Origin of the sequence: Hydrogenoanaerobacterium saccharovorans, assembly GCF_003814745.1 — a bacterium.
Classification (GTDB): domain Bacteria; phylum Bacillota; class Clostridia; order Oscillospirales; family Ruminococcaceae; genus Hydrogenoanaerobacterium; species Hydrogenoanaerobacterium saccharovorans.
On record NZ_RKRD01000002.1, the window covers coordinates 1 to 19,895 of the forward strand.

At 44.6% G+C, this 19,895-nt stretch carries 22 protein-coding genes; 10 read left to right on the forward strand and 12 right to left on the reverse strand.

What is annotated here, in order from left to right; all coding sequences use genetic code 11:
- Positions 1 to 321: 321 nt before the first annotated feature.
- Complete coding sequence (locus EDD70_RS10045) at positions 322 to 627, reverse strand: hypothetical protein (protein ID WP_092754710.1); 306 nt, start codon at positions 625 to 627, stop codon at positions 322 to 324.
- 164 nt (positions 628 to 791) lie between these two features.
- Here EDD70_RS10045 and sleB point away from each other — a divergent pair, with 164 nt between their 5' ends.
- The gene (gene sleB / locus EDD70_RS10050; RefSeq protein ID WP_092754713.1) at positions 792 to 1,523 is read left to right on the forward strand and encodes a spore cortex-lytic enzyme; all 732 of its coding nucleotides are present in this window, start codon (positions 792 to 794) and stop codon (positions 1,521 to 1,523) included.
- 137 nt (positions 1,524 to 1,660) lie between these two features.
- On the opposite strand, the gene EDD70_RS10055 is transcribed toward sleB, so the two are convergent.
- Both EDD70_RS10055 and EDD70_RS10060 read right to left on the reverse strand, forming a co-directional pair.
- Positions 1,661 to 2,335 carry an N-acetylmannosamine-6-phosphate 2-epimerase gene (locus EDD70_RS10055; RefSeq protein ID WP_242943144.1) on the reverse strand — a complete coding sequence of 225 codons (675 nt, stop codon included), beginning with the start codon at positions 2,333 to 2,335 and terminating at the stop codon, positions 1,661 to 1,663.
- 3 nt (positions 2,336 to 2,338) lie between these two features.
- The gene (locus tag EDD70_RS10060; RefSeq protein ID WP_092754716.1) at positions 2,339 to 3,835 is read right to left on the reverse strand and encodes a PTS transporter subunit EIIC; all 1,497 of its coding nucleotides are present in this window, start codon (positions 3,833 to 3,835) and stop codon (positions 2,339 to 2,341) included.
- Between the two features lie 237 nt (positions 3,836 to 4,072).
- Here EDD70_RS10060 and EDD70_RS10065 point away from each other — a divergent pair, with 237 nt between their 5' ends.
- Complete coding sequence (locus EDD70_RS10065) at positions 4,073 to 4,888, forward strand: MurR/RpiR family transcriptional regulator (protein ID WP_092754719.1); 816 nt, start codon at positions 4,073 to 4,075, stop codon at positions 4,886 to 4,888.
- A 231-nt stretch (positions 4,889 to 5,119) separates the two neighbouring features.
- Here the strand turns inward: EDD70_RS10065 and EDD70_RS10070 are convergent, their stop codons facing one another.
- Together EDD70_RS10070 and EDD70_RS10075 are read right to left on the reverse strand one after the other, a co-directional pair.
- Entirely contained in the window at positions 5,120 to 6,052 is a 933-nt protein-coding gene (locus EDD70_RS10070; protein WP_162840889.1) for a CPBP family intramembrane glutamic endopeptidase, read from the reverse strand.
- Positions 6,053 to 6,152: 100 nt separating this feature from the next.
- On the reverse strand, positions 6,153 to 6,440 hold the full coding sequence (locus EDD70_RS10075) for a DUF6809 family protein (protein WP_092754725.1): 288 nt from the start codon (positions 6,438 to 6,440) through the stop codon (positions 6,153 to 6,155).
- 103 nt (positions 6,441 to 6,543) lie between these two features.
- Between EDD70_RS10075 and EDD70_RS10080 the strand changes: the two genes are divergently transcribed.
- A complete protein-coding gene (locus tag EDD70_RS10080; RefSeq protein WP_092754728.1) occupies positions 6,544 to 6,714 on the forward strand; it encodes a ribbon-helix-helix protein, CopG family in 171 nt (56 codons plus the stop codon).
- Between the two features lie 351 nt (positions 6,715 to 7,065).
- Here EDD70_RS10080 and EDD70_RS10085 read toward each other — a convergent pair whose 3' ends face one another.
- From EDD70_RS10085 to EDD70_RS10105, 5 genes are read right to left on the reverse strand one after another with little or no spacing between them, the layout of a single operon-like run.
- Positions 7,066 to 8,808, reverse strand: a complete 1,743-nt coding sequence (locus EDD70_RS10085) for an NADH-dependent [FeFe] hydrogenase, group A6 (RefSeq protein ID WP_092754732.1) — start codon at positions 8,806 to 8,808, stop codon at positions 7,066 to 7,068.
- An 18-nt stretch (positions 8,809 to 8,826) separates the two neighbouring features.
- Positions 8,827 to 10,614, reverse strand: coding sequence for an NADH-quinone oxidoreductase subunit NuoF (gene nuoF, locus EDD70_RS10090; RefSeq protein ID WP_092754735.1), 1,788 nt, complete (start codon positions 10,612 to 10,614; stop codon positions 8,827 to 8,829).
- Positions 10,615 to 10,628: 14 nt separating this feature from the next.
- Positions 10,629 to 11,000, reverse strand: a complete 372-nt coding sequence (locus EDD70_RS10095; protein ID WP_092754739.1) for a (2Fe-2S) ferredoxin domain-containing protein — start codon at positions 10,998 to 11,000, stop codon at positions 10,629 to 10,631.
- Positions 10,997 to 11,530: an ATP-binding protein gene (locus EDD70_RS10100; protein ID WP_479723803.1), complete on the reverse strand. Its 534-nt coding sequence runs from the start codon at positions 11,528 to 11,530 to the stop codon at positions 10,997 to 10,999. Before EDD70_RS10100 ends, EDD70_RS10095 begins: the two co-directional genes overlap by 4 nt.
- A gap of 30 nt (positions 11,531 to 11,560) precedes the next feature.
- On the reverse strand, positions 11,561 to 12,055 hold the full coding sequence (locus EDD70_RS10105; protein ID WP_092754745.1) for an NADH-quinone oxidoreductase subunit NuoE family protein: 495 nt from the start codon (positions 12,053 to 12,055) through the stop codon (positions 11,561 to 11,563).
- A gap of 401 nt (positions 12,056 to 12,456) precedes the next feature.
- On the opposite strand from EDD70_RS10105, the gene EDD70_RS10110 reads away from it, so the two are divergent.
- The 7 genes from EDD70_RS10110 (at position 12,457) to EDD70_RS10140 (ending at position 16,985) form a co-directional block, all read left to right on the forward strand.
- Positions 12,457 to 12,807: a DRTGG domain-containing protein gene (locus EDD70_RS10110; RefSeq protein ID WP_092754748.1), complete on the forward strand. Its 351-nt coding sequence runs from the start codon at positions 12,457 to 12,459 to the stop codon at positions 12,805 to 12,807.
- The gene (locus EDD70_RS10115; RefSeq protein ID WP_092754751.1) at positions 12,807 to 13,235 is read left to right on the forward strand and encodes an ATP-binding protein; all 429 of its coding nucleotides are present in this window, start codon (positions 12,807 to 12,809) and stop codon (positions 13,233 to 13,235) included. Before EDD70_RS10110 ends, EDD70_RS10115 begins: the two co-directional genes overlap by 1 nt.
- Positions 13,236 to 13,277: 42 nt before the next feature.
- On the forward strand, positions 13,278 to 14,615 hold the full coding sequence (locus EDD70_RS10120; protein WP_092754754.1) for a [Fe-Fe] hydrogenase large subunit C-terminal domain-containing protein: 1,338 nt from the start codon (positions 13,278 to 13,280) through the stop codon (positions 14,613 to 14,615).
- A gap of 31 nt (positions 14,616 to 14,646) precedes the next feature.
- A complete protein-coding gene (locus EDD70_RS10125; RefSeq protein ID WP_092754757.1) occupies positions 14,647 to 14,979 on the forward strand; it encodes a DRTGG domain-containing protein in 333 nt (110 codons plus the stop codon).
- Positions 14,979 to 15,674: a PHP domain-containing protein gene (locus tag EDD70_RS10130; protein ID WP_092754760.1), complete on the forward strand. Its 696-nt coding sequence runs from the start codon at positions 14,979 to 14,981 to the stop codon at positions 15,672 to 15,674. Before EDD70_RS10125 ends, EDD70_RS10130 begins: the two co-directional genes overlap by 1 nt.
- Positions 15,675 to 15,790: 116 nt before the next feature.
- Positions 15,791 to 15,976 carry a hypothetical protein gene (locus tag EDD70_RS10135; protein WP_092754763.1) on the forward strand — a complete coding sequence of 62 codons (186 nt, stop codon included), beginning with the start codon at positions 15,791 to 15,793 and terminating at the stop codon, positions 15,974 to 15,976.
- Positions 15,977 to 16,148: 172 nt separating this feature from the next.
- Complete coding sequence (locus tag EDD70_RS10140) at positions 16,149 to 16,985, forward strand: VanW family protein (protein WP_092754766.1); 837 nt, start codon at positions 16,149 to 16,151, stop codon at positions 16,983 to 16,985.
- A gap of 81 nt (positions 16,986 to 17,066) precedes the next feature.
- On the opposite strand, the gene aroF is transcribed toward EDD70_RS10140, so the two are convergent.
- Both aroF and EDD70_RS10150 read right to left on the reverse strand, forming a co-directional pair.
- Positions 17,067 to 18,077, reverse strand: a complete 1,011-nt coding sequence (aroF, locus tag EDD70_RS10145; protein WP_092754769.1) for a 3-deoxy-7-phosphoheptulonate synthase — start codon at positions 18,075 to 18,077, stop codon at positions 17,067 to 17,069.
- Between the two features lie 237 nt (positions 18,078 to 18,314).
- Positions 18,315 to 19,646, reverse strand: a complete 1,332-nt coding sequence (locus EDD70_RS10150) for a hemolysin family protein (protein ID WP_242943145.1) — start codon at positions 19,644 to 19,646, stop codon at positions 18,315 to 18,317.
- Positions 19,647 to 19,895: the final 249 nt, after the last annotated feature.

Below are 19,895 nucleotides of genomic sequence, written 5' to 3' on the forward strand. Positions count from 1 at the left end.
AGTTTTTTCAACTTTTTTCTTTCGCTTTCGACGCTCTGCCTTTTTGACAGGAACTTTATCTTACCATAATCCAGAACGTTTGTCAACTGTTTTTTTAACCTCTCGGTTCGCAAACCCGCTCACAGAGCCGTTCTTTTGTTCCTGCCCTCGCTGACAGCTTTATTATATTACCATAGCACCTGGGGTTTGTCAACGTTTTTTGTCGTTTTTTCTGCAAGAAGTTTATTCTTGTACCAACTGCACACAATCCGTCCCCAACATGGAGTGTTTTTAGCAATATAAAAGCGGATGCAAATGCATCCGCTTTTATTATGGTCATGTTTATGTTAATCCATTCACTGCCTTATGAATTTCTTCTTCTATATATGGGTCAAGCTGTGCAAAACTGTAAACAAAAGCGGTTCGAGCCAATTCTTCAATACATGCCGTGCGCTTGCCTGCTTCCATCATATCTTTGCGAATCAAAGTATCAATTCCCTGTGCCGCAAATTGGACGCAGCACATGGCACGCTGATGCCGCACCCTGCCGGCTTCTCGAAGCATTCTGCGTTCTTGCAAATGTTCGCCTAGCAAAAAGCTTGCAAAAATCAATACCACTGAAATGCCCATCACCAACAAAAGCTCCATACCCTATCTTCTCCCCCGCTCTTTCTATCATTAAAACACTATTCCTTATATATAGTATGTTTTTAAGATAAAAACGTGACAAAGCTTTGCTTTTTCAAGAAAACGGATAACATTGTGTTTTTTGGAAATACTTGTAGCATCCGATTTTTTCTGGAGGTTATTGTATGACACAGAAGATTATCTCTGTTTTAAAGCTTATGATTTTAGTTGCACTCAATGTTTTAATGATAGGTTTAGTCACCTATGCAAACACAACGCCCCTTGCAAATGTAGACGTTCTTTCGCGCCTTGGTTCTCGCGGCAGCGAAGTAAAACAAATACAAACCAAATTAAAGCAATGGGGATATATGACGGGCGCTGTCGACGGTATTTATGGTGCCGAAACTGAAAAAGGTGTGCGATACTTCCAAAAAAAGAACGGGCTGCAGGTAGATGGAATTGCCGGGCCGCAAACTTTGCGCGCTATGGGAATCAGTTCCACATCAAGCGGCTCGTCCGGCAGCTCAAGCGGCAGTTCGTCTGGGGGCGGGGTAGGCGGATATTCCGACAGTGACTATCGCCTGCTGGCTCGCGTCATATCGGCAGAATCACGCGGTGAGTTATACGAGGGGCAGGTTGCAGTGGGCGCAGTCATCATCAACCGTGTCAAGCATACGTCTTTCCCCAATACTCTTTCGGGTGTTATTTATCAGCCCGGTGCCTTTACCGCTATTACCGACGGGCAAATTCATGAAGCAGTATCAGACAGCGCCTATCGTGCGGCAAAAGATGCAATGAACGGCTGGGATGCAAGCGGCGGTGCCATATACTATTATAATCCCGATAAAACGTCAAACAAGTGGATGCGCACACGCCCCGTAATTAAACGAATTGGCAAGCATGTATTTTGTAAATAGGCAGTTGCGCTGAGCAGCAGCTATGCAGGCTACACTATATAAAGTATTATACTGTACCGCGTACTGCCGTTTCAAAACAAAAGCACCTCCAACCGCAGATAATTTTCTACAGTTGGAGGTGCAAAATCTTTAAAAGGCTATTGATTATTTACTTTTTCAATTTCTTCATTAAACCAAGCTGTTATCAGCTGTGGCCTTGTAATAGCACTGCCTACAACTACAGCATAGGCACCCAAGGCATATGCTTTTGCCGCAAGCTGTGGCGTGTTAAAATTGCCTTCTGCTATTATCTTTGCATTTTGGCAAGAATTAACCAGCTCCTTAAGCACTTCGTACTTATTCAAATACATCGAATGCTCTGTATAGCCCACAAGAGTAGTGCCTACATAATCAAAACCCAGTGCATCGGCTCTAAGCCCTTCCTCAACAGTAGAGGTATCCGCCATCAAAAGCTGGTTAGGATATTTCTCCCTTACCATTTTTAAAAAGCTTTCATCCTGATTTATGGTTGCATCAAGAGCAACAACATCAACACCGCAATCAATTAGTTCTTTTACCTCTGCCTCTGTCGGGGTAATGTACGGTTTTCTATCTTTATATACTTTTTTGATAATGCCAATAACGGGTAGTTTTACCGCTTTTTTAATTTCTGTAATATCTTCTACGCTATTGGCGCGTATACCTACAGCACCCCCCTCAAAAGCTGCCGCCGCCATTCTTGACATAATATAGGAACTGTGCAGCGGTTCGTTTTCTAAAGCCTGACATGATACAATCAGACCCCTTTGCAATGGTTTTGCTGTGCTCTGCAAAATTTATACCTCCTCGCCAATCTCTTCGTTAATCTTTTGTTTAATCAAATCTGCTTTCGCGCCGAATATAGCCTGAATACCGCCTTTCACTTCCAAAACGGCAGTTGCGCCAAGTGCTTTGATTCTATCCTTATCCACCTTTTCTACATCTTTAACAGATACTCTAAGCCTTGTGATGCAAGCATCTACATCCTCGATGTTTTCTCTTCCGCCCAAAGCTACCAAAACCTCAAGTGCTGTTTGTGCAATGGTACCTTTGGTTTCTACGCGGATTTCATCGTCTTCGCCCTCTTCACGCCCGGGTGTCTGCACATTAAATTTAAGGATGAGGAATTTAAACAGGAAGTAGTAAATGAGCGCCCAAGCTGCACCGACCACAAACACCCAAAGGTAATTTGTTTTTTCGTTGCCCTGAAGAATACCAAATAAGGTAAAGTCAATCGCACCACCCGAGAAAGTATTACCAATGCGGATGGAAAGCAAATCTGCAACCAAGAACGAAACACCGTCCAAGAACGCATGAACTACATAAAGCCACGGGGCAACAAACAAAAACATAAACTCAATTGGCTCTGTAATACCTGTTAAGAAAGAGGTAAGTGCCGCAGACAAGAACAAACCGAAAACGAGCTTGCGTTTTTTAACCGGTACGCAGTGGTACATAGCAAGGCAGGATGCCGGCAAGCCGAACATCATGGTTGCAAAACGGCCTGCAAAATATTTTGTCCCCTCCGTGTACAAGCCAACATGGCTTGGGTCTGCAAGTTCTGCAAAGAATATCTTTTGTGCGCCAACAACTTCTTTACCCGCAACGGTTGCAACTCCGCCGAGCTCAGTATACCAGAACATAGGGTAAATCATATGGTGCAAACCAACTGCACCTGTAAGCCTTAAAAGAAAACCGTAAAGGAACGTACCGAATGCACCCATCCCCGCAATTCCCTTACCGGCTACAACCAGCCAACTTTGGAATGTTGGCCAGATAAGGAAAAATATCATGCCAACAAAAATTGCTACGAAAGAAGATACGATGGGGATAAACCTCGAACCGCCGAAAAAACCCAAAAACGCGGGCAGCTGAATGCCCCTATAGCGGTTATGTAAGTATGTAACCAAGCAACCGATGACAATTGAGCCTACAACGCCCGTATCGATGGCGGCGCCTTCCGGATTAAACACACCAATCATTGCTTTAATGGATGCGTTCATAACAAAGAAAGCCACAGCTGCCGCAAGCCCCGCTGTGCCCTTATCTTTATTCGCAAGGCCTACAGCCAAACCGATACACATAATCATGGCAAGGTTTGCGAATACAACCTCGCCTGCTGCAGACATAATTTTAAAAATTGCCTGCAAGAAAAACACGTTTAAAAAAGGATATGCCGAAACTGTGTTTGGATTTGACAGGGCGCCGCCCACACCTAAAAGCAAGCCCGCCGCCGGTAAAATTGCGATTGGTAACATAAATGCTTTGCCGATTTTTTGTAACTGCTTAAACATTTCCTATGCCTCCCCAATTTATATTTTATCAAGCTTACCTGTGTTTACCTATATTATAAATATTAAAACAATTTTAGTCAATGATTTATATTTAAAACTATTTTAATATTAGTTGTGTAAACTCACTAATTTTTATAGGGTCATCTTTTAAAATTCACAATTTGTGCTATATTAAATATATACAATCCTATAAAATAATGATTTAAAGGTTACACATTACATAAAACAGGTGGAAATATGGATATTTTAACAACAATACAAAACATTTACCCTCAGCTTTCGCTGAAAGAAAAGCAAATTGCAAGTTATGTTTTGAACAAAGCAAACGAAATACAAAACATGAATATTTCACTGCTTGCATCCACTGTGGGTGTTTCGGCAGGTACCGTAACAAGGTTTTGCAAAAGAATACACTGCAACAGTTTTGCCGAATTTAAAATTAAGTTATCATCGGTATCTACCCCCGTTCAAAAAAAGAATGCCGACCTTTTAAACCAAGTTTATGACTTTTATAATACAGTAATTGAGCGCTCCAATTCGCTTATAAACAAAGAAACGCTTGTTGCTGTGGTAAACGAAATTCGAAAAGCAAAAAGAATCTACATCTACGGTGTAGGCAGTTCGGGGCTTACCGCTACTGAATTTAATCTGCGGCTTTTGCGTATGGGGTTTAATGTACAAAGCATTACCGACTCTCACCTAATGCTGATTAACAGCTCCATCGTTTCAAAAGATGATTTAATTATAGCAATTTCTATTTCGGGCGAAACCTCGGAGGTTGTAAATGCAGTAACTATTGCAAAACAAAACGGAAGTAAAATTATTTCTATGACATGCTTCGGCGAAAGCTCGCTTGCATCGGTTTCTGACAAATGTGTGATTGTTGCCAGCACGATGTCGGTAAACAAAGAGCTTTTCGTTAACTCGCAGTTTTCTGTGGTATATATTATGGATTTGCTTACAACGCTATTCCTTGAGGATGATAGTAACCAGAATAAGATGCAGATTACCATTGAAACCATCACCAAACAAAGCCATTTAAAAAACAATTAATCAATAAGGATAACAAGGTTAAGAAAATACTACTTCGAATTGTTTTTTGGATTTTGGTAATTGTACTTTCTTATCTGCTTCATTTCTATAAGGTAAGAGGAATACTGCATAGTACCTTTATTTTGCTTTTCATGGGGATTGGTGTATGGCTAAAGCTTCGTAATAATAAAAAACAAGGAGCACCATCGTTTAAAACGATGATGCTCCTATTTTTATGAGAATTCGTGTGTTCTATGACACAAAGAAAATCGAAAACACAATTAACAGCAAATTAATAATGGTATACACCATAACGCCTGGGCTCAGTATAAAAACACGCAGACGTTCCCAAACGCTAATGCTGTTTCTGCCGTTGTCTAGGCTGATACGTTTAATCGAAAGCCCAAAGAAAACAAAGCCCGCAATAATCAGTGCCATTGTAAACACAGAAAACACCGCCGCCCCAAACACATTCTGCGTTGTGGTTATGCGCGCTGCAATAATAGCCAAGATGTTGTTTGACATATGAATCAGAATGGCATAAACAATCGTGTTGGTTTTTACCGTTACATAGGCGAGCACCGCCCCTATAATAAAGGTACTGATAAGCTGATAACTGTTGCCATGTAATAAGGAAAACAGAAATGCCGATGCAAAAACGCAGATTGCTTCGCCGTATGCACGCAGCTTATCGATAAGAATACCGCGAAAAATGTATTCTTCTACTACCGGTGCAATGATACCTACCACCAAAAATGTAGGGATAATACTCATGTTTTCAATCGTAGAGGATGGATCGGCAACAGGGCTGCCTTTGATCAGCCCGAGAATTCCGTTTAAAATAAGGGTTGCTATCCCCCCCGCCACACTCAACGCCAAGGTGATGCATGTGAGCGCACCTATTTGCGGTGCTGTAAGGTCTTTCCCCTCTGTCATTTTTGCAGCAGGCATACCGCGCACCGCCAACAGCAGCACCCCCAGCCCAAAAATATACAGCGGAATAGTGGCAAGTATCCACCAAAACACCTCGTTGTTTAAAAACTGAGGTATATAATATTTCATTAGCCTTGATAAACCGAACTGCGTAGCATAAGTTACTGCAATCAGTGCAGTCATTGCCCATCCAATGCGTGAAAATGCTTTTTTCATCGTTTTTTGTGCAATTTGCTTGTCCGTTTCTTCCATGTATGAGTACACCCTCTTAATGCTGTTAATTTCATGTCTTAGTATTTCATACATTATAACATGTATCCTCTGTAAAAGAAAAGGCAGACTTTTAATAGATTTATTGCATTGTGTTTCGTTTTCTTCCCCCGCGGATTTCATTTGATATTCTTAGCCCACAACGGAAGCCATCTTCAAAGTTTTGACGTTGTGCCTCACCGCTTAACAAATCTTTTCCTTCAATGATTTTACTTAAGAGCCTTTTTTCATAAGGATTTAAGCTTAAAAGTAACAGTTTTATACTTTCCGATGTTTCTACAGAAATTTTGCTGTAAATGCTGTCCTGCCTTGAATTCGCTTTACGTCGCTTAGCATTCATAAGATACAGCGAAGCTAACACCCGATGCATAATTGTTCCTCCATTCAATTTGTATTCTTATTTTGAATACTATTTAGAATATATTATAAGAATACAATACAGAATATAATAATGTCAAGAGGAGGTTGATAAAATGGCAACTTTTGTGCCTAGAAAACCTGAAAAGGACATTATTTCAATGCGAATCAGCTTAGACTTATTAGAAAAAGTTGATGCTATCGCAGAAAAAACAGGTATCAGCCGTAATGAGTTATTAAATCAATGTATTGCTTATGCGCTGAACAACATGTATGAAAACGAATAGTTTATTATAAAAGATATCACCGCTGCGGCGGCGAGTACACCTTCTTTTGTCAAACCACAAAAGAAGTGTACCAAGAAAAAGGTTAAGGTTACGTAAGCAGTTTCGCACCACGCGCGAAGTGCTCAGTGAAACCCCTTTGAGGAAAGGGGGCTCAAACTCTCCAAACCTTTTCAATCACAATCTGTTTCGCCATACAAAATGCGTTGTCCTACATTGGTGCGTCTATTATGCAGGGCGTGGTACATGCACTAACCTTGCATTCTCACGGCGCAGGGCAAAAATCTGCTATCAATGGAAAAAGATAAAAAACGAGCCATCCGCTTAACACGGATGGCTCAATGTTTTTATAAATCAGAAGCGCTCACGTTTTACATAAGAGGTATGCAGTACCTCATGTGCTTTGTGGCTGCCGGGTTTACCAAAGTAATCCTCGTAAATCTTTTTGAGAGATGGGTTCTCATGAGATTTTCTGACAGCCTTGTTTTCATCGTTGGTGTAAAGCGCTTTTGCACGCAGTCCCTTCAAATCAACAAAGTTGCGTACCGATGCCGGCTGCTGCGGCTGACCGCCGCCGTTTACACAACCGCCGGGGCAGCCCATAACCTCGATGAAGGTGTAGCTCTTCTCGCCGTTTTTCACAGCTTCCAAAAGCTTCTTGGCGTTTGCAGTACCCGAAACAACCGCAACGTTTACATCCAAGCCGCCCACATTGTAGCTGGCTTCTTTGATGCCCTCGGTGCCGCGAACCTCGGTAAACTCAAGGTTTTTCAGCTCTTCGCCTGTGAGTTTTTCAACCGCTGTTCTCAAAGCAGCTTCCATTACGCCGCCTGTTGCACCAAAGATAACCGCTGCACCGGTGGATTCACCCATCGGGTCGTCAAAATCTTCGTCGGGCAAATTGACAAAGTCAAGGCCTGCACGCTGAATCATTCTGGCAAGCTCTCTGGTGGTTAACGAAATATCCACATCCGGTACACCTGCTGCGTTCTGGTTTTCACGGTCAATCTCAAACTTTTTCGCAGTACAGGGCATCACGCTTACGCTTACAATCTTCTTGGGGTCAATTCCGTTTTTATCTGCGTACCAAGTTTTGGCAAGCGCACCAAACATCTGCTGCGGAGATTTGCAGGTAGAGAGGTTGGGAATCATTTCAGGGTAGTAATGCTCGCAGTATTTAATCCAACCGGGTGAGCATGAAGTAATCATCGGCAACACACCGCCGTTTTGTACACGCTCAATCAGCTCGTTTGCCTCTTCAACAATGGTGAGGTCGGCTGCAAGGTCGGTATCAAATACAAGGTCAAAGCCCAGTCTGCGCAGAGCAGCAACCATTTTGCCCTCTACATCGGTACCGATGGGCAAACCAAAGCACTCGCCCAGTGTTGCACGGATAGAAGGAGCTGTTTGTACCAGAGCAATCTTTTCAGGATCTGCAATGGCTTGACGCACTTCTTCAGTCGAATCTTTTTCGTACAGTGCACCTGTGGGGCATACGGTGATGCACTGACCACAGCTGATGCAGGTGGTTTCTCCCAACGGGGTTTCAAATGCACAGCCAATTTCGGTTTTAAATCCGCGCTCGTTTGCACCGATTACGCCTACGCCCTGGTTTTTAGAGCACACCGCTACACAGCGGCGGCAAAGAATACATTTGCTGTTGTCACGCACCATGTGTGCAGCAGAAGTATCCAACTCGTATTGGTTTACCTCGCCCTCAAAACGGTGCTCGTCTTCTACGCCGAACTCTTTACAGAGTGTTTGCAGCTCGCAATCTCCGCTGCGTACGCACGAAAGGCATTTTTTATTATGAGTTGAGAGCACAAGCTCCAAATTGGTTTTTCTGCTTTCCAGCACCTTGGGCGTGTTGGTGAAAACCTCCATACCCTCGTTTACCGGATAAACGCAAGCGGTAACAAGGCTTCTTGCGCCTTTTACTTCAACCATACAAATACGGCATGCGCCGATTTCGTTGATTTCTTTTAGGTAACAAAGTGTGGGGATATTGATGCCGGCAACCCGTGCAGCCTCAAGAATCGTAGAACCTTTCGGCACGGACAAGGGCATACCGTTGATTTTAATATTAACCATATCCATTGATGGTACACTCCCTTCTTATTTCTTAACAATCGCGCCAAAACGGCATTTCTCCATACAAGCACCGCATTTCACGCATTTGTGAACATCGATCTTGTGAGGTTTCTTGACTTCGCCTGTAATCGCACCTGCAGGACATGCACGTGCACAAAGGGTACAGCCCTTACATTTGTCTTCAATGATAGAATAACGCAGCAGGTCTTTACATACACCCGCAGGGCATTTTTTGTCTTTGATATGTGCAATATATTCATCTTCAAAGAAATGGAGTGTAGACAAAACAGGGTTGGGGGCAGTTTGGCCCAAGCCGCACAGCGAATTTTCTTTGATGAATTGAGAGAGGTCTTTTAGGCGCTGGATGTCCTCCATCTCGCCCTTGCCCTTTGTAATTCTGTCCAGAATTTCGTAAAGACGTTTGGTACCAATACGGCAGGGAGCACATTTGCCGCAACTCTCGTCAACGGTAAATTCTAGGAAGAACTTTGCAATATCCACCATACAAGTGTCTTCGTCCATAACAATCAAGCCGCCCGAGCCCATCATAGAGCCGATGGAAATCAGGTTGTCGTAGTCAATCTCAATATCAAGGTGGCTTGCAGGGATACAACCGCCGGAAGGTCCGCCGGTTTGCGCAGCCTTAAATTTTTTGCCGTTGGGGATACCGCCGCCGATTTCTTCAACGATTTCGCGCAGGGTGGTGCCCATAGGTACTTCAACCAAACCGGTATTGTGGATTTTACCGCCTACCGCGAACACTTTGGTGCCCGCAGATTTTTCGGTACCCATCGAACGGAACCAGTCGGCACCTTTGAGTATAATTTGCGGGATATTTGCATAAGTCTCCACGTTGTTGAGCACGGAGGGTTTGCCGAACAAGCCTTTGACTGCCGGGAACGGAGGACGGGGTCTCGGTTCACCGCGATGGCCTTCAATCGAGGTCATCAAAGCGGTTTCCTCACCGCATACAAATGCGCCCGCCCCCAAACGGATGTCCAAATCAAAATCAAAACCGGTTCCCAAAATGTTTTTGCCCAGCAAACCGATTTCTTTTGCTTGATTAATCGCAATTTGCAAACGTTTTACCGCAATGGGGTACTCTGCACGAACATAAACAAAGCCTTGGTTCGCACCGATTGCATAACCGGCAATTGCCATAGCCTCAATCAGTACATGGGGGTCGCCCTCCAAAACAGAACGATCCATAAACGCACCGGGGTCACCCTCGTCGGCATTGCAGGCAACGTATTTTTGATCGTTTTCAGAAGCTTTTGCAAAGCTCCATTTCAGCCCTGTCGGGAACCCTGCACCGCCGCGTCCGCGCAGGCCTGAATCTTTTATAAGCTGTATGACGTCATCGGGGGTCATTTCGGTCAAAACTTTGCCGAGTGCCTGATATCCGTCGTAAGCTATGTACTCGTTAATATTTTCAGGGTCGATAACACCGCAGTTTTTCAGTGCAACACGGTGCTGTTTTTTGTAAAACTGTGTTTCGTTAAGCGACTGGATTCCGTCTTTATGAACGGTTTCATCATAAAGCAGTCTGGTTACAATGCGGCCCTTTATAAGATGCTCGGATACAATTTCAGGGATGTCTTCCGCTTTGACTCTGGAATAGAATGCGCCCTCGGGATAAATAATCATGATGGGGCCCAATGCACACAAACCAAAGCAACCCGTTTTAATTACCTTTACTTCTTCAGCAAGCCCCGCCTGCTTAATTTCAGCTTCCAGCGCGCTGACGATATGTTCACTGCCTGACGACGTACAACCGGTGCCGCCGCAAACAAGTACGTGAGAACGATACATAATCCGCTTCCTCCTTATTTCGCAATTGCTCCGATTGTGTACTCGCTAACCGGATTGCCGTTTACGATATGGTCGCTCACAATTTTCGCAACCTTTTCGGGTGTCATTTTTACATAGGTAACTTTTTCTTTGCCCGGTACATAAACCTCAACAACCGGCTCGTATTGGCAAATGCCGATGCAGCCTGTTTGTGCTATGGTTACATGGCTTAGTTTTCTTTTCGTAACCTCTTCAGAAAACGCAGTTAATACCGGACGTGCGCCTGCAGCTATGCCGCATGTCGCCATACCCACTACTACTCTGATATTATCCAAATCATCGTGACGAACGCCCATATTGGCTTTCATCTGGTCACGTAATGCTTGAAGTTCAGCTAAACTTTTCATATGGTATCTGTACCTCCGTTCAAATTTTCGGTGTTTTCTCGGATATAGCTTTTGATAAACTCCATTACCTGAGGGACATTCAGCGGCACATCACCAAGCACATTGGTAAAATCACGCGTGCTTACCGTAAAAACTTCCCCATCCACTTTGCGTGTATACACAAAATTGATATCGGGGTTGCAGCTGATGAGGCAGCACATGGTTTCTGCCATATCACCCAGCGGCATTCGGTCTATGTGCGAGAGTATAAATTCACCGGTAACGGTCGTTCCTTCCCCCACCTGCGACTGAATGTTGAACCACCCGCCGGTCATTTCTGCTGCCATTTTAAAAAACGGTACCCCAAGCCCCACCTTACGGGTGGTTCGGGTGGTGTAAAACGGGTCTATCACCCTTTGTACCACCTCTTGAGTCATACCGCAGCCGTTGTCGTCTATGGTAATTGTCATTTTATCGCGCAGTTTGTCTTCCGATACATTAATATGTATCTCAGACGCACCCGCCTTCACAGAATTTTGCGCTATATCCAAAATGTTGAGCGATAACTCCTGCATAACAGTTTATTTGTCGGCGTATTTTGCCAAAATGGTATCTATGTCATCGGGAACCAGTCTGCCGTAAACTTCGTCGTTAATCGTCATAACAGGGGCAAGTCCGCATGCGCCGATGCAGCGGCATGCTTCGAGAGAGAATTTGCCGTCGGGGGTGCATTCGCCGCCCTGAATGCCAAGTTTTTTCATCAGTCTGTCGTAAACGTCGCCAGAACCTTTTACGTAGCAGGCGGTGCCTAAGCAAACCGAAATTTTGTACTGACCCTTTGGGTTCAGCGAGAATTGCGAGTAGAATGTAACTACACCGTAAACTTCTTCTAATGGAATACCGAGACCCAATGCAATAATTTTCTGAACTTCAATGGGCAGGTAGCCGTAAATCCCCTGTGCTTCCTGCAAAATAGGCATCAGAGCGCCTCTTTGCTCCTTATGGTTTTCTATTACTTTAAGGAGCGCTTCTTCCTGTTCCTTTGTACCCTGAAACGGAACACATGTTTTAGCCATCAAATATACCTCCTTGGTGTGCCAAAGACGTACCCACGCGAACCCTAATGCGTGCATGCACGATACCCCAGCATATTTAGTTAAAATTATATCAGAGTCAACTCTAAAAATCTACTGCTTTTGCGTAATAATTTATAAAAAATTAGGTTTTTTTCGTTTCTTTTTCACTTTGTTCGCTTCTGTATCAAAATATTATTGTGCATATTGCATAATATATTGTTAAAATTATATCAAATAATCGTACCTTTGTTTACTCTTTATATACAAAATTGGTTTCACTGCCTTGGTTTGTTTTGTTTGCTTTTCCCATATATTTAATGATATAATAGCTATATAAAAATTGTTCTTGAGTTTTGGCGGAGAACCGCTTGGCCTATCTTTTCAGAATCGGGGGGTAAACCATGACAATTGGTGATATTAAACAAATTTTAAAAGCAGAAATTCTATGCGAAGGCGAGTCGATGCAACGCGAGGTGCACACCGCTTGCGGCAGTGACATGATGAGCGACGTACTGGCATTTGTGAAAGACCAATCTGTACTGCTGACAGGGCTTGTAAACCCACAGGTTATTCGCACCGCCGAAATGATGGATATTATCTGCGTTGTTTTTGTGCGCGGAAAAATGCCGGACTCCACTATCGTTGCACTTGCGCAAGAGCGCGGCATCACTGTGCTTGCAACCCCTTACCGTATGTTTACTTCGTGTGGGTTACTATATGATAACGGACTGCGGGGAGGTTGCGATTTTTAGTGACACAGGCGCTTACATTTGAATATACGGTGCCGGGAGATGATTTTACACGCGCGGGCGAAGCATCCTCCAGCATTAAAAAAATGCTCAAACAAATTGGGCTTGCACCAGAAGTTATCCGTAAGGTTGCCATTGCAGTGTACGAGGGCGAAATCAACATGGTCATCCATGCAGGCGGCGGCGAAATTACCGTTAACGTCACTTCAGACGAAGTCAGCATGACTCTTACGGATAAAGGCCCCGGTATTGCCGACATCAGCCTCGCCATGCGCGAGGGCTGGAGCACCGCACCCGACGATGTGCGCTCGCTTGGCTTTGGCGCAGGTATGGGGTTGCCCAATATGAAAAAATACACCGATGAAATGACAATCGAAAGCACCCTGGGCGTTGGCACCACAGTGAAAATGCGTGTTTATGTAAAACAGTAGTTTGTTCTTAGTAGCAACCTGCTTAGCGGAGGTGATATCCCGATGGAGACGAAATTCTTCCATTCGGTTACCCTTGATAAAGATGCCTGCAAAGGCTGTATCAACTGCATTAAGCGCTGCCCCACCGAAGCGATTCGCGTGCGCGGAGGCAAGGCAAAAATCCTTTCGGACCGCTGTATTGATTGCGGCGAATGCATTCGAGTATGCCCGCACCATGCCAAAAAACCGATTTTTGACAGCATGGAGATGCTTGATAACTACAAATATAAAATTGCTCTGCCCGCCCCCGCTTTGTACGGGCAGTTTAACAACCTTGATGACATCGACATCGTATTGGGCGCCCTGATTAAGCTGGGCTTTGACGATGTATTTGAAGTTGCAAAGGCGGCCGAGATGGTGTCTGACGCAACGCGCAAGATGCTCAGCGAGGGGCATTTGGAGCGCCCTGTCATCAGTTCGGCATGCCCTGTTGTAACCAGATTGATTCGCGTACGTTTTCCCGACCTTATCAGCAAAGTTCTGCCCATGCTTGCACCGGTAGAAATTGCTGCACGTATGGCAAAAAAACACGCGGTAGAGGCACTGGGCTACAAACCCGATGAAGTGGGTGCTTTTTTTATTTCGCCCTGCCCCGCCAAAGTAACCGCCGTAAAAATGCCCCTCGGTACCCGAAAAAGCGTGATTGACGGGGTACTTGCCATCAGTGACCTTTACCCCAAGCTTATTCTCGCCATGAAAGACGTTGCCGCTTCGCCCAAAGAAATGGTTTCGGTAGGGCGTATGGGTGTTGGCTGGGGCAGCAGCGGCGGTGAGGCATATGCCCTGCTGAACGACCGCTACTTGGCAGCGGACGGCATCGAAAATGTAATTAAAGTGCTTGAGGACTTGGAAGACCAAAAATACTCCGACCTCGATTTCGTAGAACTCAATGCTTGTTCGGCAGGCTGTGTGGGCGGTGTACTCACGGTAGAGAACCCCTACATTGCCAAAGCAAAGCTGAAACGCATCCGCAAATATTTGCCCGTCTCGTGCAATCGTATCGGCGACAATATCCCCGCCTATGTTAAATTTGATACTCCGCTTGAATACGAACCGGTAATGGAGCTGGACCCTGATGTTTCGGTGGCAATGGCCAAGCTTTCCGAGCTGCAAAAAATCGCATCCACCTTTCAGGGTATCGACTGCGGTGCTTGCGGTGCACCCAGCTGCAAAGCGCTTGCAGAAGATGTTGTACGCGGCTATGCCACCCCCGATGACTGTATTTTCCGCCTCAAAACACATATGCGCGAAATTGCATCTTCCCTCGCACAAATCGAGGGGCACATCCCGCTCAGCTTTAAAGGCGGAGACGGTACAGGCGGCAGTTCCAACGATATCTAATGTGTTATCATAAACAGTGAGGACTGATGGTATGAATGTAGAACAAGTTGCATCCAAATGCGGTTTCGAAATTGTCTGCGGGGGCGAAGGGCTCCTCCGCGAGGTTACATGTGTATTTTGCTGCGACCTGCTGAGCTGGGCAATGAGCAGAGCACCCGAGAACAGCGCTTGGGTCACCGTGATGGGCAACATTAATGCAATAGCCGTTGCCGTGCTTGCCGATACCGCCTGTATTGTGCTTGCCGAAAACGCTGCAATGGACGAAGACGCGGTGAAAAAAGCAGCTGCACAAGGGGTTGCCGTATTGCGCACACAAAAACCCGCTTTTGAGGCAGCACTCGCCGTGCACGAGGCAATCGGCTAATGTTTTACGATGTCCATATTCATTCGGCGCTTTCCCCCTGCGGCGATAACGAAATGACACCCAACAACATTGTAAATATGGCGGTGCTCAAAGGGCTAAATGTCATCGCCCTTACCGACCACAACTCATGTAAAAATTGCCCCGCGATTGTAAAGGCGGCAGAAAACAGCCCATTAACGGTGCTGTGCGGAATGGAAATCAATACAACCGAAGAAATTCACGCAGTGTGCCTTTTTCCAACGCTGCAAAAAGCACTGACATTTGATGCGTACGTGTACGAGCGTTTGCCCAACATTGCAAACAACCCTGTTATTTTTGGTGAACAACGCATTTATGATGCTCAAGACCGTATTATTGGTTATGAACCCAAGCTGCTTATCAACGCATGCAGCATCAGCATTATGGAGCTTTCGGGTTTAATGCAGCAATTCGGTGGCATTTGTTTCCCCGCTCATATCGAAAAAAGCTCGTACAGCATTACGTCCAGCCTTGGCATGGTGCCGCCCGAGTGCGGTTTCACCGTTTTCGAAGTAAAAGATTTGAGCCGTTTGCCACAGGTTTTAGCCTTGCTGCCCGATGCATCTTCATTGATATTGCACAACTCAGACGCCCACTATTTGTGGGATATTTCCGAAGCGGAAAACAGTGTACCATGCAGCAATTTTTGGCGTTACCTTTTAGATACAAAAAATTGACTTTTTTTGCTATCTTTTTCGTTAATTAGGTGGTATACTGGTACTATTAAATATCTAAATTCGCTAAAATAATCGGCGGCAGCAACCGCCTTATTAATTGATTGTGAGGTACCACCATGTCCGTGTTTTTGTTCAAAATTCTGCCTCTTGTAGCCCTGTTGGTTTTAATTGCGGGCGTTGTACTCATATCCAAAGGTATCTCCAATGAAAACCATAAGATTCGTTTCATCGGCATGGGCTTGATTGTACTGTTTGTGCTTCTTCTGGTTTATATTGTTTTAATGGCTCTTGCCAGAACATGATTTAAAAAAATCTACCCAAACGAACAGGTTAATAACCGTATTTTTAAAGGCGATAATCGGATAGGTTATCGCCTTTTTTGTAATTATTAACGAAACCTTATGGGCGGTTTATGCGTAAGACTCAGCTATTAAAGCCATAAAATATTATTTAAATTAGGCGGAGATATAAAAAATGAGTACAAATAATAACATAGCTAAGCCAAAAAGGCGCTCAAAGCTGAGAGCAAAAATGGGTATGCTTTATTACGGGTTGTTGCGAAAATTGCTATGGATAAAGCTAAAGCCCGTATTTGCTGTAAAAAAAGCGGATGCCGCTTTGCCGTATCTGCATTTTTGCCACAAAACACCTCTGCTCAGAAAATTAAAAGATGTAGATATGTGGTACCAATACAATAAAATTATCAATCTGAAAATAGCCGTAAAACAGATAAACGGCATTGTGTTGCACCCGGGAGAGATTTTCAGTTTCTGGAAGCTGATTGGTAAACCAACCAAACACAAAGGTTATGTAAACGGCATGGTGCTCCGCAACGGCACATTTACTTCCGCAATCGGCGGCGGTTTGTGCCAGCTGTCGAACTTGATTTTTTGGATGACACTGCATACACCGTTAACGGTAACAGAACGGCACCGCCATGGGTATGATGTTTTCCCCGATTCAAACAGAACACAGCCGTTTGGAAGCGGTGCAACCTGCTTTTACCCTCACGGCGATTTAATGATTCACAATGATACACCGTATGATTTTCAACTGGTGGTCACTGTTACCGACAAGTATCTGGAGGGTAAGTGGTATTCTACAAAAGCACAAGATTATCGGTATAAAGTTACAGAGAGAAACCACGAGATGAAAGGGGAATATTGGGGAGGGTACAGCCGCCATAATGAGCTATACCGTGAAATATTTGATAAAAACGGGAATTATATCAGCGAAGAGTTTATTCTAAGCAACTCAGCTATTATGATGTATTCTCCGTTTTTATGTGACTCTGCCGACAAGCAAAGGTAATAGGGATATAAACATTCAGGGCATCATCATTTAAACGATGACGCCCTGAACACTTTTTTACAGTTCAAATGCACTTACAAATTAGAACGTCTTTTGTTCTACATCTGCACGGTTTTTTATGGTTTCCATCACCTGATCGAATTGCTCAAAATTCAGCGATTGAGCACCGTCACACAACGCTTCTTTGGGGTTGTTATGCACTTCAATCATCAAACCGTCTGCACCGATTGCAATTGCCGCTTTCGAAAGAGGCTCTACCAACCAAGGGATACCGGTGGCATGGCTTGGGTCAAAAATAACAGGCAGGTGCGAATAGCGCTTAATCAGCGGGATAGCGGTAAGGTCGGGGGTGTTGCGCGTCGCAGTTTCAAACGTTCTGATACCGCGCTCGCAAAGAATAATGTTGTTGTTTCCGCCTGCCATGATGTACTCGGCGCTCATCAAAAACTCTTCTATCGTATTGGCAAGCCCTCGTTTTAACAGGATGGGCTTGTCGCTGTGCCCCAGTTCTTTAAGCAGCTGAAAGTTTTGCATGTTGCGCGCACCCACCTGTATGATATCAACATCCGCAAACAGGTCGATATGTGTCTGGCTCATAATCTCGGTAACAATCGGCAAGCCTGTTACTTTTTTTGCCTCCAGCAGCAGCTTTAGCCCGTCAGCCTCCAAGCCTTGAAATGCGTAGGGGCTGGTGCGGGGTTTAAATGCGCCGCCGCGCAAAAACTGAGCACCGCTTTTTTTAATTTCCTGCGCTACACAAATAATCTGCTCTTCGCTTTCGACCGAGCACGGCCCTGCAATAACCGTAAAATTTCCCTCGCCTATTTTGCGCCCTTTTACCTCAACAATGGTATCCTGCGGGTGAAAACGGCGGTTTGCAGCCTTATAGGGTTCGGTAATGCGCTTAACAGTCTCTACAATTTCGTTTGCACAAATTGCATCCATATCCAGCCGCGATGTATCGCCTACCAAGCCTACGATGGTGGTTTGGGTTCCCTCGCTGTAATGGATGGCAAGCCCCAGTTTTTTGAAAGACTCGACCAATTGGTCGACCTTCTGTTTTTCGGGGTTCTTTTTCAATATCACGATCATGAGTGAAACACTCCTTATGCGGTAACCCGCTGTTCTTTATTCTATAGCTTTTATTATAACGCATAGTGTGTTAAAAAGAAAGCAAAATATTTTAACAAGTAAAAGCTTTAAATCGCTAAAACATCAGGCTGTAAAAAGGACGGTGCAGGCACTTTCTGCACCGTATCATCTTTGTGCTTACAAACATTAAGTACTGTGCCGTTCGCAATAGGCACTGCTTTTATGGGGCGCATTTTACTATTCGATTTCATCGATGGGCAATTTCTCTGCTTTTACCTTGGCAATGCGCCTATCTTCTACTTTTAGCACGGTAAATTCCACATCGTCAATCAGTATTTTTGGGTGCTCATCTTCCGACGGAATTCTGCCAAGAAGGTCTGTTATCAAACCGCCGAGGGTATCGTAATCCACATCATCGGGGATTTTTATTTTCATAAGACGTTCAATCTCTTCCAGCGAAATCGAGCCATCCAACGTAAAGATCGTGTCAGAAATGCGGTTAATCTCATCTTCCTCGTCGTCGTATTCGTCCTGCATATTGCCCACAATCGATTCCAACAAATCCTCCATAGTAACAACGCCGGACGTACCGCCGTATTCATCCACCACAATTGCCATCTGTACTTTTTTTGCCTTAAACTCCAAAAACAGCTCGCGGCAACGGTTGCTTTCGGGCACAAACAGCGCTTTTCTCATATAATTGCGCACATCAAAATCGGTAGGTACGTTGTCTTTCACCAAGGTAAGCAGGTCTTTCACATAAATAATGCCTTTAATATCGTCCAATGTATCTTCATACACAGGGATTCGCGAGTAACCTTCTTCCACCGCAAGGCGCACAAGTTCCTCAATGGTCACATCCACTTCAACGCCTGTCACTTCGGTGCGGTGCGTCATCACTTCGCCCGCTGTACGGTCATCAAATTCAAAGATGTTATTAATCATTTCTTTTTGGCTCTGCTCAATCACACCGCGCTCATTGCCCACATCCACCATCATGCGAATTTCTTCTTCGGTTACCTGCCCTTCGTCGGCGTTTGGGTCGATACCAAGCATGCGCACTATGCCGTTGGTGGTAGCAGAAAGCAGCATGACAAATGGTTTTTCCAGCTTGTAACACACATTCAGCGCGCCGGAAACTGCAAAAGCCACTTTATCGGGATATTGCATTGCAATACGCTTGGGCACCAGTTCGCCGAATACAATGGTAATAAACGAAAGCAAAATGGTAATTACGATGAGCGACACCATGCGGATAAGCGAAGCAGATACATTGGGAATGGATACCGCACCGACAATGATATCGGCAAACGTATCTGCCGCAACCGCAGATGCAAGCATACCCGAAAGCGTGATGCCCACTTGAATCGTGGATAAAAACTTACTGGGCTCTGCTGTAAGGCGAGCTAAAATTTTTGCTTTTTTATCGCCTTCTTCTGCCATACGGGCAAGCTTTACGTCGTTTAAACCAATCACCGCAAGTTCGCTCATTGCAAAAAAAGCGTTACTCAAAATCAAAAACAACAACAATCCAATGTAAAACCAGATGTTTCCGCCGGGATCTTCCATAATTGTAATTCAAACTCCTCTGCGGCTGAAATGCCGCCTCATATTTGCGCTATAGGGTACACATAATAAACGTTACTCCCGCTTTGTAGGCTGTGGCGTATTGCCGATACTTATGTAATAAGTATCGTACTGCTTAAAATATACCGTTTTTTGGTGCACTTGTCAATTTAACGGTTGGAATAACATGGTTTTTATTATCTGTACCGCCCGGCTTAGTGTATCATAGCCTGATTATTGCTCTTTCATTCA

What these genes read in the sequence shown, in the direction of transcription:
- EDD70_RS10045 (WP_092754710.1), bottom strand. Translation starts at nt 627, where the DNA reads ATGGAGCTTTTGTTGGTGATGGGCATTTCAGTGGTATTGATTTTTGCA.
- EDD70_RS10150 (WP_242943145.1), bottom strand. Translation starts at nt 19,646, where the DNA reads ATGGAAGATCCCGGCGGAAACATCTGGTTTTACATTGGATTGTTGTTG.
- aroF (WP_092754769.1), bottom strand. Translation starts at nt 18,077, where the DNA reads ATGATCGTGATATTGAAAAAGAACCCCGAAAAACAGAAGGTCGACCAA.
- EDD70_RS10070 (WP_162840889.1), bottom strand. Translation starts at nt 6,052, where the DNA reads ATGGAAGAAACGGACAAGCAAATTGCACAAAAAACGATGAAAAAAGCA.
- EDD70_RS10125 (WP_092754757.1), top strand. Translation starts at nt 14,647, where the DNA reads ATGAATGTAGAACAAGTTGCATCCAAATGCGGTTTCGAAATTGTCTGC.
- EDD70_RS10135 (WP_092754763.1), top strand. Translation starts at nt 15,791, where the DNA reads ATGTCCGTGTTTTTGTTCAAAATTCTGCCTCTTGTAGCCCTGTTGGTT.
- EDD70_RS10095 (WP_092754739.1), bottom strand. Translation starts at nt 11,000, where the DNA reads ATGAAAAGTTTAGCTGAACTTCAAGCATTACGTGACCAGATGAAAGCC.
- sleB (WP_092754713.1), top strand. Translation starts at nt 792, where the DNA reads ATGACACAGAAGATTATCTCTGTTTTAAAGCTTATGATTTTAGTTGCA.
- EDD70_RS10120 (WP_092754754.1), top strand. Translation starts at nt 13,278, where the DNA reads ATGGAGACGAAATTCTTCCATTCGGTTACCCTTGATAAAGATGCCTGC.
- EDD70_RS10085 (WP_092754732.1), bottom strand. Translation starts at nt 8,808, where the DNA reads ATGGATATGGTTAATATTAAAATCAACGGTATGCCCTTGTCCGTGCCG.
- EDD70_RS10110 (WP_092754748.1), top strand. Translation starts at nt 12,457, where the DNA reads ATGACAATTGGTGATATTAAACAAATTTTAAAAGCAGAAATTCTATGC.
- EDD70_RS10140 (WP_092754766.1), top strand. Translation starts at nt 16,149, where the DNA reads ATGAGTACAAATAATAACATAGCTAAGCCAAAAAGGCGCTCAAAGCTG.
- EDD70_RS10075 (WP_092754725.1), bottom strand. Translation starts at nt 6,440, where the DNA reads ATGCATCGGGTGTTAGCTTCGCTGTATCTTATGAATGCTAAGCGACGT.
- EDD70_RS10080 (WP_092754728.1), top strand. Translation starts at nt 6,544, where the DNA reads ATGGCAACTTTTGTGCCTAGAAAACCTGAAAAGGACATTATTTCAATG.
- EDD70_RS10105 (WP_092754745.1), bottom strand. Translation starts at nt 12,055, where the DNA reads ATGGCTAAAACATGTGTTCCGTTTCAGGGTACAAAGGAACAGGAAGAA.
- EDD70_RS10060 (WP_092754716.1), bottom strand. Translation starts at nt 3,835, where the DNA reads ATGTTTAAGCAGTTACAAAAAATCGGCAAAGCATTTATGTTACCAATC.
- EDD70_RS10130 (WP_092754760.1), top strand. Translation starts at nt 14,979, where the DNA reads ATGTTTTACGATGTCCATATTCATTCGGCGCTTTCCCCCTGCGGCGAT.
- nuoF (WP_092754735.1), bottom strand. Translation starts at nt 10,614, where the DNA reads ATGTATCGTTCTCACGTACTTGTTTGCGGCGGCACCGGTTGTACGTCG.
- EDD70_RS10065 (WP_092754719.1), top strand. Translation starts at nt 4,073, where the DNA reads ATGGATATTTTAACAACAATACAAAACATTTACCCTCAGCTTTCGCTG.